The 15,495-nt window shown below is 58.2% G+C and carries 13 protein-coding genes; 10 read left to right on the top strand and 3 right to left on the bottom strand.

Going from position 1 to position 15,495, the window contains the following annotated elements; translation table 11 throughout:
- Positions 1 to 42: 42 nt before the first annotated feature.
- Together Q0478_RS00275 and Q0478_RS00270 are read right to left on the bottom strand one after the other, a co-directional pair.
- A complete protein-coding gene (locus Q0478_RS00275) occupies positions 43 to 1,866 on the bottom strand; it encodes a phosphatidylglycerol lysyltransferase domain-containing protein (protein WP_298674801.1) in 1,824 nt (607 codons plus the stop codon).
- 144 nt (positions 1,867 to 2,010) lie between these two features.
- Entirely contained in the window at positions 2,011 to 2,328 is a 318-nt protein-coding gene (locus Q0478_RS00270) for a DUF1476 domain-containing protein (protein WP_298674798.1), read from the bottom strand.
- 151 nt (positions 2,329 to 2,479) lie between these two features.
- Between Q0478_RS00270 and purC the strand changes: the two genes are divergently transcribed.
- From purC to Q0478_RS00235, 7 genes are all read left to right on the top strand, one after another.
- Positions 2,480 to 3,238 (top strand): phosphoribosylaminoimidazolesuccinocarboxamide synthase, encoded by a 759-nt coding sequence (purC, locus tag Q0478_RS00265; protein WP_298674795.1) that lies wholly within the window; start codon positions 2,480 to 2,482, stop codon positions 3,236 to 3,238.
- A 78-nt stretch (positions 3,239 to 3,316) separates the two neighbouring features.
- The gene (gene purS / locus Q0478_RS00260) at positions 3,317 to 3,547 is read left to right on the top strand and encodes a phosphoribosylformylglycinamidine synthase subunit PurS (RefSeq protein ID WP_298674792.1); all 231 of its coding nucleotides are present in this window, start codon (positions 3,317 to 3,319) and stop codon (positions 3,545 to 3,547) included.
- Entirely contained in the window at positions 3,547 to 4,590 is a 1,044-nt protein-coding gene (locus tag Q0478_RS00255; RefSeq protein WP_298674790.1) for a zinc-dependent alcohol dehydrogenase family protein, read from the top strand. Before purS ends, Q0478_RS00255 begins: the two co-directional genes overlap by 1 nt.
- Before the next feature lie 18 nt (positions 4,591 to 4,608).
- Positions 4,609 to 5,277, top strand: coding sequence for a phosphoribosylformylglycinamidine synthase subunit PurQ (gene purQ / locus Q0478_RS00250; protein ID WP_298674787.1), 669 nt, complete (start codon positions 4,609 to 4,611; stop codon positions 5,275 to 5,277).
- Between the two features lie 45 nt (positions 5,278 to 5,322).
- Complete coding sequence (locus Q0478_RS00245; RefSeq protein WP_298674785.1) at positions 5,323 to 7,083, top strand: ATP-binding protein; 1,761 nt, start codon at positions 5,323 to 5,325, stop codon at positions 7,081 to 7,083.
- Positions 7,084 to 7,101: 18 nt separating this feature from the next.
- The gene (locus Q0478_RS00240) at positions 7,102 to 8,439 is read left to right on the top strand and encodes a sigma-54 dependent transcriptional regulator (RefSeq protein WP_298674782.1); all 1,338 of its coding nucleotides are present in this window, start codon (positions 7,102 to 7,104) and stop codon (positions 8,437 to 8,439) included.
- Positions 8,440 to 8,871: 432 nt separating this feature from the next.
- The gene (locus Q0478_RS00235) at positions 8,872 to 11,688 is read left to right on the top strand and encodes an Rne/Rng family ribonuclease (RefSeq protein ID WP_298674779.1); all 2,817 of its coding nucleotides are present in this window, start codon (positions 8,872 to 8,874) and stop codon (positions 11,686 to 11,688) included.
- Positions 11,689 to 11,758: 70 nt separating this feature from the next.
- Here the strand turns inward: Q0478_RS00235 and Q0478_RS00230 are convergent, their stop codons facing one another.
- Positions 11,759 to 11,980, bottom strand: coding sequence for a sulfurtransferase TusA family protein (locus tag Q0478_RS00230; RefSeq protein WP_298674775.1), 222 nt, complete (start codon positions 11,978 to 11,980; stop codon positions 11,759 to 11,761).
- A gap of 93 nt (positions 11,981 to 12,073) precedes the next feature.
- Between Q0478_RS00230 and Q0478_RS00225 the strand changes: the two genes are divergently transcribed.
- The 3 genes from Q0478_RS00225 to Q0478_RS00215 are packed head-to-tail and all read left to right on the top strand — an operon-like array spanning position 12,074 to position 15,465.
- Positions 12,074 to 12,823: a cytochrome c biogenesis protein CcdA gene (locus Q0478_RS00225; protein ID WP_298674772.1), complete on the top strand. Its 750-nt coding sequence runs from the start codon at positions 12,074 to 12,076 to the stop codon at positions 12,821 to 12,823.
- A 60-nt stretch (positions 12,824 to 12,883) separates the two neighbouring features.
- On the top strand, positions 12,884 to 14,125 hold the full coding sequence (locus Q0478_RS00220) for a hypothetical protein (protein WP_298674769.1): 1,242 nt from the start codon (positions 12,884 to 12,886) through the stop codon (positions 14,123 to 14,125).
- Positions 14,122 to 15,465: a cytochrome P450 gene (locus Q0478_RS00215; RefSeq protein ID WP_298674766.1), complete on the top strand. Its 1,344-nt coding sequence runs from the start codon at positions 14,122 to 14,124 to the stop codon at positions 15,463 to 15,465. Before Q0478_RS00220 ends, Q0478_RS00215 begins: the two co-directional genes overlap by 4 nt.
- The last annotated feature ends 30 nt before the right edge of the window (positions 15,466 to 15,495 follow it).

Genomic DNA, 15,495 nt, shown 5'->3' with positions numbered 1-15,495 from the left:
CATGAAATGAACCTTTAGGCAAACTCATAAAATACATGAAGATTATGAGGTGGGCTCGGAATGGCCCCGATGGATGTGGCGCGCCAGATCGCAGAGGGCGATGAGCAGGCCTGAGAAGCTGGGAGCGGCCATGTAGAGGGGCACAAAGCGGGGGTTAAAGCAGGATTTGAATTGCGTCAGCCCCTCTGCTCCGGCCACCCGCAGGAGCCTTTGGCGCAAAGGGATATGTGCGGCGATATGGGGCACTGCGGCCAGTGAAACTTGCCGCCGCCCGGCCTGTGCGGCCTCCTCGATGGCGCTGGCGAGCAGCGCGTGCATGGTGCCATCCGGGGCATTTGAGCTGCTGCGCATCAGGTCAAGGCAGATTTCATGGGCGCTCGTATGAAAGCTGGCGAAAGCGACAAGGATGTCGTTCTGATAGGCGAGATAGACCCGCTGATGCGAAAGATAGGCGGGGCAGAAACGGCCCATCGAAAAGCTGCGCGCGCGCCCATGCGCCGCCACCCAGCTGGCGTCAATCTTTTGCATGGCTGTGATGGGAAGCTCTGCTGGGCGGCGCACGGTGACGCCTGCTGTCTTGGCCCTGCGCAGTTTGCGGCGCAGTTGGCGGTAGGCAGGGCTCGCAAGGTTGAACTGGCGAGGATCAATTCGGGCTTCATTCGCAATATGCAATACCCGGAAGCCTCTGCGGCGCAGGGCAACGGCGCTTTGGGCCGAACATTTGTAAACGGCTGGAACGCGATTGCTCAACCGCGCATGTGACAAAAGCGGGCTCACAAGCTCGGGCAATGTGCCGCTGGCCGGATCGAACAGGGCCGTGAGGGTTTGAGGGGTCTTGACCACACAAAGGCGTGCTTCACTTGCTTGCAGGAGATAGCCTTTGGTTTGGCGCATGACACCAAGTTCGGCGCGCGCAGCATGCGCGAGGATGCGCCGGGTGACGGGCTGTTTTGTGGGGTGCTGCGCCGCAAGCTGGGGCAGAGGGCGCAGCAAAAGCAGCGCGGCAAGAGCGGCCGGCAGCACATAGTAAAGCAAACGAAACCCGATCAAGCCGGCGAGCAGATCGGCTTCGGGCAAACCGGGCAAGAGCGCCAGCAAGGTCAGCTCAAAAGGGCCAGCCCCGGCGGGGGCGCCTGACAGAAGGCCCGCGCCCAGAGCCATGAGAAACGCCGGGTAAAGCACGCTCAGGCCGATATCAGATCCCGCAGGGAGCAAGAGCAAGAATGCCAAAGCGGCGAACAGCGTGTCCACAAAGGTGAGCGCGAGCAGCGCGCCCATGGCGGGCAAGGAGGGCAGCTGAAGCCGCAAACGACCGGGCAGCACGATATTGGGCTGCACCAAAGCAAACAGCGGCACGCCAAGAAGCAGCAAGGCCAGGGGCCAAGCCCATGGATGTGCCAGAGAAGGTTGTAAAAACAGCGCACTGAGCGCTGTGATTAATCCGAGCGCTAGCATGAAGGACAGGGCGCAGAGCAAAGTGAGCGCAACGGCACGCGGCGCACCCAGCTGTGGCAGAATGCGCCAACGCGCGAAGCTGCCTGTGACAAGGCCGCAGCCCAAAACCTGGCTGAGTGCGATGGCGGCGGCGCCGCTCTGGACGGTTTGTTGGGTGGGCACGCCGGTCTCAAAGTGGCGGTGCAGCACCGTGTCATAGCGCCCGACGGCCCAGAAGCTGGCACAGGTTGCGAGTGCTGCCAGCGCCCAGGCTGTGGGCGAAACGCGCGCCAAGGCATGCCAGATTTGGGCGACATCTAGAGGACCAATTTTTTGCTGAAGCACCCAGATACACAAAAAGGCAATCGCCAACGGCAGGATGATCTGACGTGTGGTGAGCTGGGGCAGGGCGGGGGCGCGCGGTTTTTGCATACTGGCGAGAGATCCGAAAAAAGGCGTTTGGGAGACCACGTTGTGCCACAGCCCGGTGACGTGCCCCTTAACGGATAAAATGCACCATAAAAAAAGGCGCCACCCCGAGGGAGATGACGCCGGTTTTCAGAAGCTTTGGTTGCCTCAGTCTGTTTCGCTCATCACCTGCTCTTTGGCCGTTATGGCGAGCTCGGCGCGTTTGGCGCGAATGGTGTCAGGATCGGCCATGTCGCCGAGGTCGGCGGCGACTTTGCGCACCACATCTTCATGGCCGGCCTCTTCAAAATCCGCTTTGACAACCTCTGCGGCGTAGGCTTTGGCGTCGTCGCCCGTTTTGCCGAGCAACCCGGCAGCCCAAAGGCCCAAAAGCTTGTTGGTGCGGGCTTCTGCCTTAAACTTCATGTCTTCGTCATGGGCGAATTTGTTTTCAAAAGCGCTTTCGCGATCGTCAAATGAGGACATGGTGTGCTCCTACTGGTTTGTTACGGTTCAAATATGCAGTTGGCCGTGCCAAAGCACAAGGGCTCATGGCGTGTCTTGCGACAAACGGCCCTTTGCCATAAGAGAGCAGCAAGCACGCAGACTCACCTGATGTGCTCAGATGGGAGCCCAGATGGCACGGCGCAAGAAAATATATGAAGGCAAGGCCAAGACACTTTTTGAAGGGCCTGAGCCGGGGACGATTGTTCAGTATTTCAAGGACGATGCGACCGCCTTCAATGCGGAAAAGCGCGATGTGATCGAGGGCAAAGGCGTTCTGAACAACATGCTTTCGGAGTATTTTATGAACGGTTTGACACAAATTGGCGTGCCAAATCATTTCATCCGCCGTCTGAACATGCGTGAACAGCTTGTGAAAGCTTGCGAAATTGTGCCTTTGGAAGTGATCGTGCGCAATTTTGCCGCCGGTTCCATGGCCAAGCGGCTCGGGATTGAGGAGGGCACGGCGTTGCCTCGCCCGATTGTAGAGTATTGCTTCAAAGATGACGCTTTGGGCGACCCTTTGGTGACAGAGGAGCATATTGCGGCGTTTGGCTGGGCCAGCCAGCAGGACATGGACGATATTTTGAGCCTTGCCTTGCGGGTGAATGACTTTCTCTCGGGGGTCATGTTTGGGGTCGGGATCAAACTGGTGGATTTCAAGATTGAAATTGGCCGGGTCTATGAGGGCGATTATCAGCGCCTGATCGTTGCGGATGAGATCAGCCCGGACAGTTGCCGCCTCTGGGATATCGAGACCGGCCAAAAGCTGGATAAGGATGTGTTTCGCCGAGATCTGGGCTCCTTGACTGACGCCTACAGCGAAGTGGCCCGGCGCCTGGGTGTGATGCCCAAAGGCGCGACCCCAATGAAGCCGACGCTGATCAACTGAGCTGCCAGGGTTCGGTGTTAAGAATTGACTGTGTCTGGCAAGGATGTGCTGGGCAAACTGAGAAAAACGGAGAAAGCCATGAAAGCGCGTGTGCATGTGATGCTTAAAAACGGGGTCCTTGACCCGCAGGGTGAAGCGGTGCGCCATGCGCTTGGAGCCATGGGCTTTGACGGTGTTGAAGGCGTGCGCCAAGGCAAGGTGATTGAGCTTGATCTGGCCGATGGCACGGATGAGGACACTGTGGCACAGATGTGTGAAAAGCTCCTCGCGAACACGGTTATCGAAAGCTACACGATCGAGCTTGGCTGATGATTGCGGCGCAGCTCTCAGCGTGGCGCGCGCCCTTGGAGCTTGTGCGGCTGCCAGACCCTGCGCCAGACGCGGGTGGCGTGGTCTTGAAGGTTCTGGCCTGCGGTGTCTGCCGCTCTGACTGGCATGGCTGGGTGGGGGCAGATCCGGATGTGGCCTTGCCCCATATATTGGGCCACGAATATTGTGGGGAGGTTGTCGCAATCGGCAAAGGGGTGACCCGCTGGCAGATCGGGGATCGGGTGATTGCCCCCTTTATCCTGGCCTGTGGCACCTGTGCAGATTGTGCCGCCGGTCATCAGACCATTTGCAGCAGCCAGGCGGTTCCCGGGTTTACCCGGGCAGGGGCCTTTGCTGAGTTGATTTCTGTGCCCTTTGCGGACGCCAATTTGACCGCCTTGCCCGAGAGTATTGAGCCCGATTTGGCCGCTGGGCTGGGCTGCCGTGTGACAACGGCTTGGCACGCCCTCACGGGGCGTGCGGGTTTGCAGGGCGGCGAATGGCTGGCTGTGTTTGGCGGGGGAGGTGTCGGGTTATCTGCTTTGATGCTCGCACGCGCCCTGGGCGCCCGTGTTGTCGTGGTGGATGTGGTGGCGGAAAAACTTGCTTACGCCAAAACGCTAGGCGCCGAGCATGTTGTCAATGCAGCTGATTGTGATGCCGCGGAAGCGGTGCGCAGCCTGACAGGTGGTGGGGCGGATCTTGCGATTGAGGCGCTTGGCGCGGCGCAAACAACCGTGGCGGCGCTCAGATCGCTCAAAAAACTGGGGCGGATGGTTCAGGTCGGGATGCCGGCTGGCGCGCAGAGCGAGATGACCCTGCCGATGGATGTTGTCTATTCCGGACAGCTGGCGCTGTTTGGCACCCGGGGTATGCCCGCGCACCGATATCCGAGCTTGCTGGGAATGATCGCAGGCGGGCAAGTGGATTTGACGCCGCTTGTGACACGCCGCATTGCGCTGAGCACGGTCACTGAAGAGCTTGCGGCCTTTGACCGCGCAGCACCTGCGGGTGTTGCCGTTATAACCGATTTTGAGAGCTGAAACCCGAAGGAGAGCGCCATGAAAGCCGCTGTAATTGTCTTCCCTGGATCAAACTGTGACCGCGATCTTGCTGTCGCTTTGCAGAACGAGGGCGCTGATGTCAGCATGGTCTGGCACAAAGATACGGCCTTGCCGGAGGGGGTAGACCTTGTGGCTGTTCCGGGAGGCTTTTCGTTTGGTGATTATCTGCGCTGCGGGGCGATTGCGGCCAACTCGCCCATTTGCGGTGAGTTGAAGGCGCATGTGGCGCGTGGGGGCTATGCGCTTGGTATTTGCAATGGCTTTCAGGTTTTGACAGAGACCGGGCTCTTGCCGGGGGCGTTGCGGCGCAATGCGGGGCTGAAGTATATTTGCAAGCCTGTCGACTTGCGCGTCGAGGCGACAGACACGGCTTACACAAGCCGTTATGAAGCGGGCCAGATCGTCACTTATCCGATCGCGCACCATGACGGGAATTATTTTGTCGATGACAACAAGCTCTCTGAGCTTGAGGGAGAGGGCCGGGTTGCCTTTCGCTATGTGAACAACCCCAACGGGTCGGTGGCCGATATTGCGGGTGTTATCAGCCGCAACCGGCGGGTCTTGGGGCTGATGCCGCACCCAGAGCGGATGGCGGAGCAAAGCCATGGTGGCACCGATGGCAAGGCGATGTTCACAAGCCTCATGAGCCAAATGGCGCTTGCGTAAATCTGCCTGCTTGTGAGTGCGCGAACGGCCCTGTAAATTGGGGCAATGAACACACCCAGACCCATTGTCTCCCGCGCGCAGCCGCGCACCACAAGTTGGCGTATGCGCGCCATTTTTGTGGCGCTTGTGGTGTTGGCGGCGGTGACAATTTCGGTCACCAACCGGTTTTTGACCGAGAGATTTACCGAGAACACGCGCAACAGGGCCGAGCTGCGCCTGACGCTCTATTCGGGCAACCTGATGTCGGAGCTCAAGCGCAACGCGATTGTGCCGCAGCTGCTGAGTCGTGATCCGGCCCTGATCGGCGCGTTAAACTCGGGCGATTTCAGCCAATCCACGCAACGGCTTATGTCCTTTGTTGAGGAGATCGGAGCGGCCTCGCTGATCCTGCTTGATGCCAGCGGACGCACAGTGGCGGCGACAGATCGGGCCCGTTTGGGAGAGCCGCACCGCCAGCAGGGGTATTTCATTGATACTTTGCGCGCGCCAAACACATTGTTTTCCACGGTTGAGCGCGAGAGCGGGGGCTATCGCTTTTTGTATTCGCGCCGGATCACCAGCCAGGGCGAGACGATTGGGGTTATCCTTGTTGAGGTGGATCTGGCGAAGTTTGAGCGCGCCTGGGCGGGCATTTCAGATGCGGTGTTGGTTACGGACAGCGAGGGCACGATTATCTTGGCGACAGAGCCGCGCTGGCGGGGTCTGAAGGAAGATCTTGCGTTGCAACAGGCCCCGGCCACCAGCGCCATTGAGCGTGCGATCCGGGCCACACAGAACTGGACCTCCTTGCCCCCTGACGCTTATGTGCAGGGCGAGGCGGTGATGCGCAAAGAGACCCGCGTGCCTTTTCGGGGTTGGAAAATGGCCTCCTTCACCACCTATGCGAGCGTGCGCGAGCGCGTGAACGGGGTTCTGGCTCTTGAGATCATGGTATTTGCCGTTTTGTTGTCGCTTGTGTTTTATGTGCTCAGCCGCAAATCGGCGCTGCGGATGGCTTTGTTTCAACGAGAATCTGCTGAGTTGCGCCAGTTGAACATGCGGCTGCAACGCGAGATCGCGGAGCGTGAAAAGATGCAAGGCGCGCTCAAGACGGCCGAGCAAAGCCTTGCCCAAAGCTCCAAGCTTGCCGCTCTTGGAGAGATGTCGGCAGCGGTCAGTCATGAGCTGAACCAGCCCTTGGCGGCGATGAAAACCTATCTTGCCGGGTCGCGGCTCTTGTTGCAGCGCAACCGCCCTGAAGAGGCCTTGTCCTCCTTCCACCGTATTGATGATCTGATTGAACGGATGGGAGCGATCACCAAACAGCTCAAGAGCTATGCGCGCAAAGGCCAAGACCAGTTGAGCCCGATCAATCTGGGCGATGCGCTCACCTCGGCGCTGTCCATGATGGAGCCGCAACTCAAGCTGCGGCATGTCAAGATTGACCGGGTCTTGCCGAAATGGCCCGTGATGGTGATGGGGGATCGGGTGCGCATTGAGCAAGTCATGGTAAATCTGATCCGAAATGCGCTGGATGCCACCAAATTGGTGGCAGAGCCGGAAATCGAGCTGATGTTGGCCGCCGGGGACACGGCAATCCTGACCGTGCGCGACAACGGCCCGGGCATTGACAATTTGGATGCTCTTTTTGAGCCCTTTTACACCACAAAACAGCCCGGAGACGGTGTTGGCCTTGGCCTCGCTATTTCTTCGGGGATCGTCACGGACTTGGGCGGGCGACTGACCGCGCGCAATACCATCTCGGGGGGAGCAGTTTTTGAGATGCAGCTTCCTATTTTGGAAGACAGCAGAGCTGCGGCGGAATAATTTGAGAGAGACAGACCAATGGCGAAGGCTATGAAAATTGCGATTGTGGATGATGAACAGGATATGCGCCAATCCATAAGCCAATGGCTTGCGCTTTCCGGATATGACACGCAGAGCTTTGCCAGCGCAGAGGAGGCCCTCAAGGAGCTTGGTCCGGAGTATCCGGGTATTGTCATATCTGACATCAAGATGCCGGGTATGGACGGGATGCAATTTCTCAAAAAGCTGATGGGCGCAGACAGTGGCCTGCCTGTGATCATGATCACGGGGCATGGCGATGTGCCCATGGCGGTCGAGGCAATGCGGGTTGGGGCTTATGATTTTCTGGAAAAGCCTTTTAATCCGGACCGCATGACCGAACTGGCCAAGAAGGCAGCCAATGCGCGCCGTTTGACCTTGGACAACCGCGCCCTGCGCCGAGAGCTTTCGGATGGTGGGCAGTTGATGAAGAAATTTATCGGATCAAGCCCGGTGATGGAGCGGCTGCGGGAGGATATTCTCGATTTGGGGCAGGCTGACGGGCATGTGTTGATTGACGGGGAAACCGGCACAGGAAAGACTCTGCTGGCCCATGCGCTTCATGCTGTTGGCGCGCGGGCGGGCAAGAAATTTGTGCTCGTGAGCTGTTCTGCCTTGGACGAGAACGCCCTGTCCAAGCGCCTGTTTGGACCGATGATGCCGGAAGACAGCCAGCTACCGGCTTTGGAGGAAGCGCGCGGTGGCACATTGGTTTTGGAAGATGTGGAAACGCTTCCGGACGCTGTGCAAGCGCAGCTGTTAAGCCACCTCAACACCGAAGGCACGCCGGCGGAAACCCGTATTGTCGCGATTTCCAACCTTCAAGAGCAGGACCGCACCGTGGAGGATGCTTTGCGCTCTGATCTCTTTTACAGGCTTGCGGCGTTGCGGGTGACGGTGCCGCCCCTGCGCCAGCGCGGGGAGGATATTCTGACGTTGTTTACCCGCTTGGTAGACGAGTTTGCCGATGAATACGGCTGTGATGCGCCCAAGGTCAGCGCCCAGGAGGCGGCGCAGCTTTTGCAAGCACCCTGGCCGGGTAATGTGCGTCAGTTGATCAACACAGCCGAGCAGGCTGTGCTTCAGGCGCGCCGTGGGGCGGGGTCTATCACCTCTCTCATGATGAGCGATCACGACGACATGCAGGCCGTGATGACGACAGAGGGCAAGCCTTTGAAAGAATATGTGGAGGCCTTTGAACGGATGTTGATTGACAACACCATGCGCCGCCATAAAGGCTCGATTGCGGCGGTGATGGACGAGCTGTGCTTGCCGCGCCGCACGTTGAACGAAAAGATGGCCAAATATGGGTTGCAACGGTCTGAATACCTAAGCTGAGCGGGGCGGGAGCGGTGTGAACTTGGGGTCCGTTGAAATGTTGTTTCCTTGGGGCCAAAGGCGATTAGCCATTGTATTTGGCTGCTGAGTGCTCTTATGTAGGAGGACAGAGGCGCGACACTCGCCCTTTGCGGAGTTTATCTGCTTCGGATGTAGCGCATGACGCGATCCCCAGCAGGATGAATTGGCCCAGAGATGTGGCCAAACGGACCGGCAAAGCCTTGAGCTTGCCAATAAATGGGCACTTTTTGCAGATTTTGCAGCAAAGTGTCGGAGAAGAAACGCGATGAAGCGCGCGACACAATTGAGTTTGAGAGCAGAGGGCGCAAGCGCCCCTCTTGAACACGCGCCTGACATTGCCCGAAATAGACACGTTTTGAGCCCTGCGACCCCTTTGGGCGTTTGCAGGGATTTTGCGTGCAAATGGACTTCATGGCTAAGAAAATGCTTATCGACGCCACCCACGCAGAGGAAACTCGCGTTGTTGTGGTTGATGGAAACAAAGTTGAGGAATTTGACTTTGAAACCGAGAACCGCCGGCAGCTTGCCGGCAATATCTATCTTGCAAAGGTAACACGGGTCGAGCCGTCGCTTCAGGCGGCGTTTGTCGATTATGGCGGCAACCGCCACGGCTTCCTGGCGTTCAACGAGATTCACCCGGACTATTACCAAATTCCGGTGGCTGACCGTGAAGCGCTCATGGAAGAAGAGCGTGCCTATGTGGAAGCACAGCGCGCGCGCGACGAGGACGAGGAAGACAAGCCCAAGCGCCGTCGGTCTTCGCGTTCAAAGGCTGCCAAGACCGACACAGCGGATGCGGTTGAAACCCGCGACGTTGCGCGCGAGGCGGAGGGAATGGAGACGATTGACCTCACCGAGGGTGAGGACACGGCCGAGGGGCTGTCTCCTATGGAGCTTGTTGGCGACACGCCGGTAGAAGAACCCGATGACACGCCTGCGGGGGAAGCTTCTGAAGAGAGGTCCGAGGACGCCTTGCCGGCAGAAGATGCCGAGGCCACCGAAGACGACACGCAAGAGGATGCGCAAGCCGCTGACGAAGATGGCGAGCCTGCAAAAGGGCGTGCCAGAGGGCGCAAGAAAGATGCAAGCGCCAAGGATGAGAGCATCGAAAGCGTTGCAGACGAGGACGAGGAAGAAGATATCCGGCCCCCTCGCAAGCCCCGTCCACGCCGGTATAAGATTCAGGAAGTGATCAAGGTGCGCCAGATCTTGCTGGTGCAGGTGGTGAAAGAGGAGCGTGGCAACAAGGGTGCGGCGCTGACCACTTATTTGAGCCTGGCCGGACGTTACTGCGTTTTGATGCCAAACACCGCGCGAGGCGGTGGGATTTCACGCAAGATTACCAATCCTGCTGACCGCAAGAAGCTCAAGGAAATTGCCAACGAGATTGAAGTGCCCAAGGGCGCGGGCCTCATTGTGCGCACGGCGGGTGCAAAGCGCACCAAGACCGAGATCAAGCGCGACTATGAGTATCTGCAACGCCTTTGGGAACAAATCCGCGAGCTGACCCTGAAGTCAACGGCTCCTGCCAAGATCTATGAAGAGGGCGATCTGATCAAACGCTCGATCCGTGATCTTTATAGCCGCGAGATTGATGAAGTGTTGGTGGAAGGCGAGCGCGGATACCGCATCGCCAAGGACTTCATGAAGATGATCATGCCGTCGCACTCCAAGAATGTGCAACGCTATGAAGATACGTTGCCCTTGTTTGCGCGCTATCAGGTCGAGAGCTATTTGTCGGGCATGTTCAACCCCACTGTGCAGCTCAAGTCGGGGGGTTACATTGTTTTCGGGGTTACGGAAGCCTTGGTTGCGGTTGATGTAAACTCTGGCCGCGCGACAAAAGAAAACAGCATTGAGGAAACTGCGCTCAAGACAAACCTCGAGGCAGCGGAAGAAGTGGCGCGCCAGTTGAGGTTGCGTGACTTGGCGGGCCTGATTGTGATCGATTTCATCGATATGGATGAACGCCGCAACAACGCCGCCGTTGAAAAGCGCATGAAAGATAAGCTCAAGTCAGATCGCGCACGCATACAGGTGGGCCGGATTTCTGGTTTCGGGTTGATGGAAATGTCGCGCCAGAGATTGCGTCCGGGTATGTTGGAAGCCACGACCCAACCTTGCCCAAGCTGCCACGGCACAGGGTTGATCCGCTCGGATGACAACCTTGCGCTCAGTGTCTTGCGCCAGATTGAGGAAGAGGGCACGCGCCGCCGCACCCGTGAGGTGTTGGTGACATGCCCTGTCGGGATCGCCAATTTCTTGATGAACCAAAAGCGAGAGCATGTGGCGCATATCGAAGCACGCTATGGCATGTCGGTGCGGATCGAAGGCGATCCGGCTTTGATCAGCCCGGACTTTACGCTTGAGAAGCTCAAAACCGCCACACGCGCGGTGAAAGAGGTTGCGGCACCCGTGATTTCGGCAACAGCGGCCTTGATGGAAGACATCGACGGGGAAGATGAAGCCGTTGTGGATGCGGATCAGACGGATCCTTTAGAGACGCCTGAAGGCTCTGGCGAGGATAAACCCAAGAAGCGCCGTCGCCGCCGTCGTCGTCGTGGAAAGGGCTCGGGCGGTGAGAACGCTGCTGAAGGTAGCAGCGAGGGCACAGTGGCCGGTGAGGCCGCGCCTGAGGCGAGCGGTGAGACGGTCGCTGCTGATGCGTCGCAGGACCCTCAAACGGCTCCGGCACCTGATAAAGCTGACGAAGACTCCACCGAGCAAGCGCCTGAGGCACCCAAAAAGAAAACGGTGACTCGTTCGCGGCGCAAGAAAACAGAAGCGCCAGTGGCTGTGGAGGCCAGTGAAAGCCAAGAGGCGGCTGTGACAGAAACAGCGCCTGAGGAGGCCAAGCCAAAGGCCAAGCGCAAGCCCGCAACGCGTGCGAGGAAGCCCAAAGTTGAGGAGTCCTCAGCAGAAGCTCTGGCCACGGAGGGTGACACTGAAACGCCAGCACCCGAAAAGCCAAAGCGTTCACGAGCGCGCAAAAAACCTGTTGAGGCAGATGCAGCCAAGGCTGTCACGCAAACTCCCAGCGAAGCTCAGGTTGAGGCCCCGCAAAAGGCTGCTGAGAAAGACCCAGTGACAGACCCTGTGGAAGCCCCAGTAGAAGTTCCTACTGAGCCTGCTGCGGTTAAGACGCAACCGGAGCCTGAAGCCACGAAAGCCAAAGAAGAGACCCCCCCCAAGCCCAAGAAACGGGGCTGGTGGTCGCTTGGTGGCTAGGAAAGCTTGCGCCCAATTGTGAAGAAAAGCCGCGCCTTCGGGCGCGGTTTTGCGTTTTTAGAGACCCGAGCTAGGCTTTGCGCAGCACATAGCGCTGTGCGCCATCTTCCTCGCTGCTGTGCAATAGGTTGTGACCGGCTTCTGAACAGAAATGGGGCACGTCGATCACAGCGGCGGGATCATCGGCAAGAAGGGTGATCTCTTCGCCTGATTTCAACAAGCTCATCCGCTTGCGCAGACGCAGCACAGGCAGGGGGCACAGCAGCCCTCGGGCATCGACCAATTCGCTCATAATGAGGATGTATGGCGAATGTTTCAGGCTGTCCACAGGCTTGTGACAGAAAGTGTCAATGACGGGCTGTGCAAGATGCGCTAAGGATCTCGTATGTTTGGAATCGAGATTATAGATGCGGGGATGCTCCCTGCGATGGTGGTGGCGTTGGTGGCGGGGGTTGTCTCGTTCCTGAGCCCGTGTGTGCTGCCTATTGTGCCGCCTTATCTGGCCTATATGTCCGGGGTGTCTGTCTCTGATCTCAACAGGGCGGAAGGCCCTCGAAGCGCCCTTGTTCCGGCGATCTTTTTTGTGATGGGTCTGTCGACGGTTTTCCTGCTGCTTGGGTTTGCGGCCTCGGCTCTGGGAAAGGTGTTGTTGAGCTACAGCGACCTTTTCTCAACGGTTGCGGGGCTGGTGGTTATGGTTTTTGGGGCGCATTTTGTCGGCGTATACCGAATTGCTTTTCTGGACCGTGAAGCGCGGCTGGAAGTGGGTGACCAAGGTGGCAGCGCGATGGGCGCTTATGTGCTCGGGCTGGCCTTTGCCTTTGGCTGGACGCCCTGTATCGGGCCACAGCTGGGGGCCATCTTGTCTCTGGCCGCCTCTGAAGCAAGCATTGCCAAGGGCCTTGTGTTATTGGGCACCTATGCCATCGGCCTTGGAATTCCGTTCATCATGGTGGCGCTCTATCTGCCAAGTTTGGGCGGGCTCATGGGCTGGATGAAGGCTCACATGGCGCAGATCGAGCGGGTTATGGGGCTGTTGCTCTGGACTGTGGGTCTCTTGATGTTGACAGGTGGGTTTTCTGACTTTTCTTTTTGGCTTCTTGAAACCTTTCCTGCGCTTGCGCGGCTCGGTTAAGCCTTACTCTTGACGAAAAGCTGCGCTAGACATGTGCAAAGATTGCAGTGATGAGTGAACATGTCCGAGCAGGTGCGAACAAATGTGACCCGACGACGGGTGTTTTATATCCCCGGCTATGATCCGATCCCGCCGCGTCGCTATCGTGAGCTGTATCGCAAAGAGGGCAGGGCGCAGGCCGCTATTTCGGGATATGAGCTGGGCTTGTCGCCCAAGGCCAGCACTGGCACCTATGGGTGGCACATCGACACCCGCATTGACGGGCAACAGGTTCAGACCGACATGGATGTGTTGCTGTGGTCTGATATCGTGCAAGACTCGATGCGCCATACGATTGCGGCGACTTATGGCGAAATGCTGCGCACGGCTTGGGTCTATATCGGGACGGGAGCTCTTTGGCGGTTGATGCGCCTCAGAAAAGGGCCCGTGATTGCGGCGCTCTATCCTGTTTTGATGTTGATCTTGCAAGGCGTGCTGGCGCTGGTTTTGGGGGGCGCTCTCGCCTGGGCCACGGCCGGGCTATTGGCCCAATTTGGCTGTCCTGATTGGCTGGGCGCTGCGGCGGGCCTGGCGTTTGGATTGGGAGCCGCTTGGGGGCTCTTGGCATGGTTCAAGAGGCTGGATGGGAAGTTCTTTGTCTATTATCTCATGCATGATTACGCCTATTCAGCGCGCCACCGTGGGGCAAACCCACCCGAGCTTGAAACACGCTTGGCGCAGTTTGGCGCGGCAATTCGCGATGCATTGCAACAGGACTATGACGAGGTGCTGGTTGTGGGGCATTCCTCGGGTGCACATCTGGGGGTTTCCATTATTGCTGACCTTTTGCGCGCCGGTGAGAAACCCGATGGGGGGCCTGCTCTGGCGTTTCTGACATTGGGGCAGGTGGTGCCCATGGTCTCCTTCTTGCCCGAGGCGTGGCGCTTGCGGGCCGATCTGGCCTATATGAGCACACAAGAGGCGGTTTTCTGGCTGGATGTGACAGCCCCCGGAGATGGCTGTGCCTTTGCGCTTTGCGACCCTGTTGCGGTGTCTGGGGTTGCCCCAAGCGCGCAGCGCTGGCCTTTGGTGGTGTCTGCGGCGTTCACTCAGACTTTGAGCGCTGAGCGTTGGAAGGCGCTCAGGTGGCGCTTTTTCAGGCTTCACTTTCAGTATTTGTGCGCGTTTGACCGCCCCAAGGACTATGACTACTTCAAGATAACCGCTGGCCCGCTCAGCCTGGCGGCGCGGTTTTCACACCGTGGTCCATCGCAGAGCCGTATTGTCAGCCCAGTTAACAAATTTAGAAGTGTGGTGCCATGACGCTGCCGCCCAAACCCGTCGCCCGGCCTGAGAAGGTGTCTTTGTGGCGCTATATAAAGCTGTTTCGCCGGGATATTCTATCAGCCCAACCTGCAAAGCTCTATCGGGCCTGGATGGCGGAGTTCCGCACGCCGTTCTTTCGCTCGTTTATGGTGAATGATGTGCGCTTGCTTGATCTGGTCTTGAAGCAGCGTCCGGAGGATTTTCCAAAGTCCGCGCGGGTCAGCGAAGGGTTGCGGCCGTTGCTGGGGCAAAGCGTATTCTTGACCAATGGTGAAACATGGCGGCGGCAACGCCGGATCATTGATCCGGCCTTTGAAGGCGGGCGGCTGCGCGATACTTTTCCGGCGATGTGGGCCGCGTCGCAGGCCTGCGTGGCCCGGCTTGAGACGGGGACTATCGAGATTGAGGAGGTGACGAGCCATGCGGCGGCGGATGTGATTTTTCGCACGTTGTTTTCGATCCCGATTGAAAACGAGATTGCGGCAAAAGTCTTCTCGGAGTTTCGCGACTATCAACGCAGCCAGCCGATTGTGAATATTGCTGCTTTTCTGCCTTTGCCACGCTGGATGCCACGATTTTTTAGACGTCAAACACGGGAAACAGCGCGCAGCATTCGCAGTTTGATTGCGCAGCTCACCAAGGCCCGGGCCGCTGAAATTGACGCCGGTGCGGCACCGGATGATCTTGCAACCAAAATCATGACGACCGTTGACCCTGAAACGGGAGACACATTCAGTTCAGAGGAAATGGTAGATCAAGTTGCGATCTTCTTTCTCGCCGGCCATGAAACCAGCGCTTCGGCGTTGGCTTGGTCACTGTATCTGCTGGCGCTCTATCCAGAGTGGCAAGAAAAGCTGGCACAGGAAGCCGCGGTGCTTGAAAGCTGTGATTTTGCGGTTACGTCACAGTTGAAGTTGAGCCGTGATGTCTTCCGAGAGGCGCTGCGGCTCTATCCACCTGTTCCAATGATGGTGCGCGAGGCTTCCTGTGAGGAAGTTTTCCGCGGGCGCAAAGTTGCTGTGGGCAGCCAGATTGTGCTGAGCCCCTGGCATTTGCACCGTCATGAGCGGCTTTGGTCGCGGCCGGATGCGTTTGAGCCGGAGCGCTGGCAGACCGAGGAGGGGCGCAGCTGCGCGCGCAACGCTTATATGCCGTTCAGCGTGGGACCACGGGTCTGCACCGGGGCGGGATTTGCGATGGTTGAGGGGCCGCTTATTTTGTCAATGCTCTTGAAACGGTTTCGCTTTGATCTGGTAGAGGGCCGTAGTCCACAGCCGGTTGCACATCTGACGGTGCGTGCAAAAGACGGGATCTGGCTAAAGGTGAGCAAGCGCTAGGCCGACCCAGAAAATTTGAATTTTCTGGGC

The sequence above is a fragment of the uncultured Lentibacter sp. genome (assembly GCF_937123735.1).
Lineage (GTDB): Bacteria > Pseudomonadota > Alphaproteobacteria > Rhodobacterales > Rhodobacteraceae > Lentibacter.
The sequence above is the reverse complement of the archived record's forward strand: the minus strand, read 5'-3'. Positions and strand labels throughout refer to the sequence as shown.

Coding starts and splice junctions, on each gene's coding strand:
- purQ (WP_298674787.1), top strand. CDS start 4,609: ATGAAAGCCGCTGTAATTGTCTTCCCTGGATCAAACTGTGACCGCGAT.
- Q0478_RS00220 (WP_298674769.1), top strand. CDS start 12,884: ATGTCCGAGCAGGTGCGAACAAATGTGACCCGACGACGGGTGTTTTAT.
- Q0478_RS00230 (WP_298674775.1), bottom strand. CDS start 11,980: ATGAGCGAATTGGTCGATGCCCGAGGGCTGCTGTGCCCCCTGCCTGTG.
- Q0478_RS00215 (WP_298674766.1), top strand. CDS start 14,122: ATGACGCTGCCGCCCAAACCCGTCGCCCGGCCTGAGAAGGTGTCTTTG.
- Q0478_RS00275 (WP_298674801.1), bottom strand. CDS start 1,866: ATGCAAAAACCGCGCGCCCCCGCCCTGCCCCAGCTCACCACACGTCAG.
- Q0478_RS00255 (WP_298674790.1), top strand. CDS start 3,547: ATGATTGCGGCGCAGCTCTCAGCGTGGCGCGCGCCCTTGGAGCTTGTG.
- Q0478_RS00240 (WP_298674782.1), top strand. CDS start 7,102: ATGGCGAAGGCTATGAAAATTGCGATTGTGGATGATGAACAGGATATG.
- purC (WP_298674795.1), top strand. CDS start 2,480: ATGGCACGGCGCAAGAAAATATATGAAGGCAAGGCCAAGACACTTTTT.
- Q0478_RS00245 (WP_298674785.1), top strand. CDS start 5,323: ATGAACACACCCAGACCCATTGTCTCCCGCGCGCAGCCGCGCACCACA.
- Q0478_RS00270 (WP_298674798.1), bottom strand. CDS start 2,328: ATGTCCTCATTTGACGATCGCGAAAGCGCTTTTGAAAACAAATTCGCC.
- purS (WP_298674792.1), top strand. CDS start 3,317: ATGAAAGCGCGTGTGCATGTGATGCTTAAAAACGGGGTCCTTGACCCG.
- Q0478_RS00235 (WP_298674779.1), top strand. CDS start 8,872: ATGGCTAAGAAAATGCTTATCGACGCCACCCACGCAGAGGAAACTCGC.
- Q0478_RS00225 (WP_298674772.1), top strand. CDS start 12,074: ATGTTTGGAATCGAGATTATAGATGCGGGGATGCTCCCTGCGATGGTG.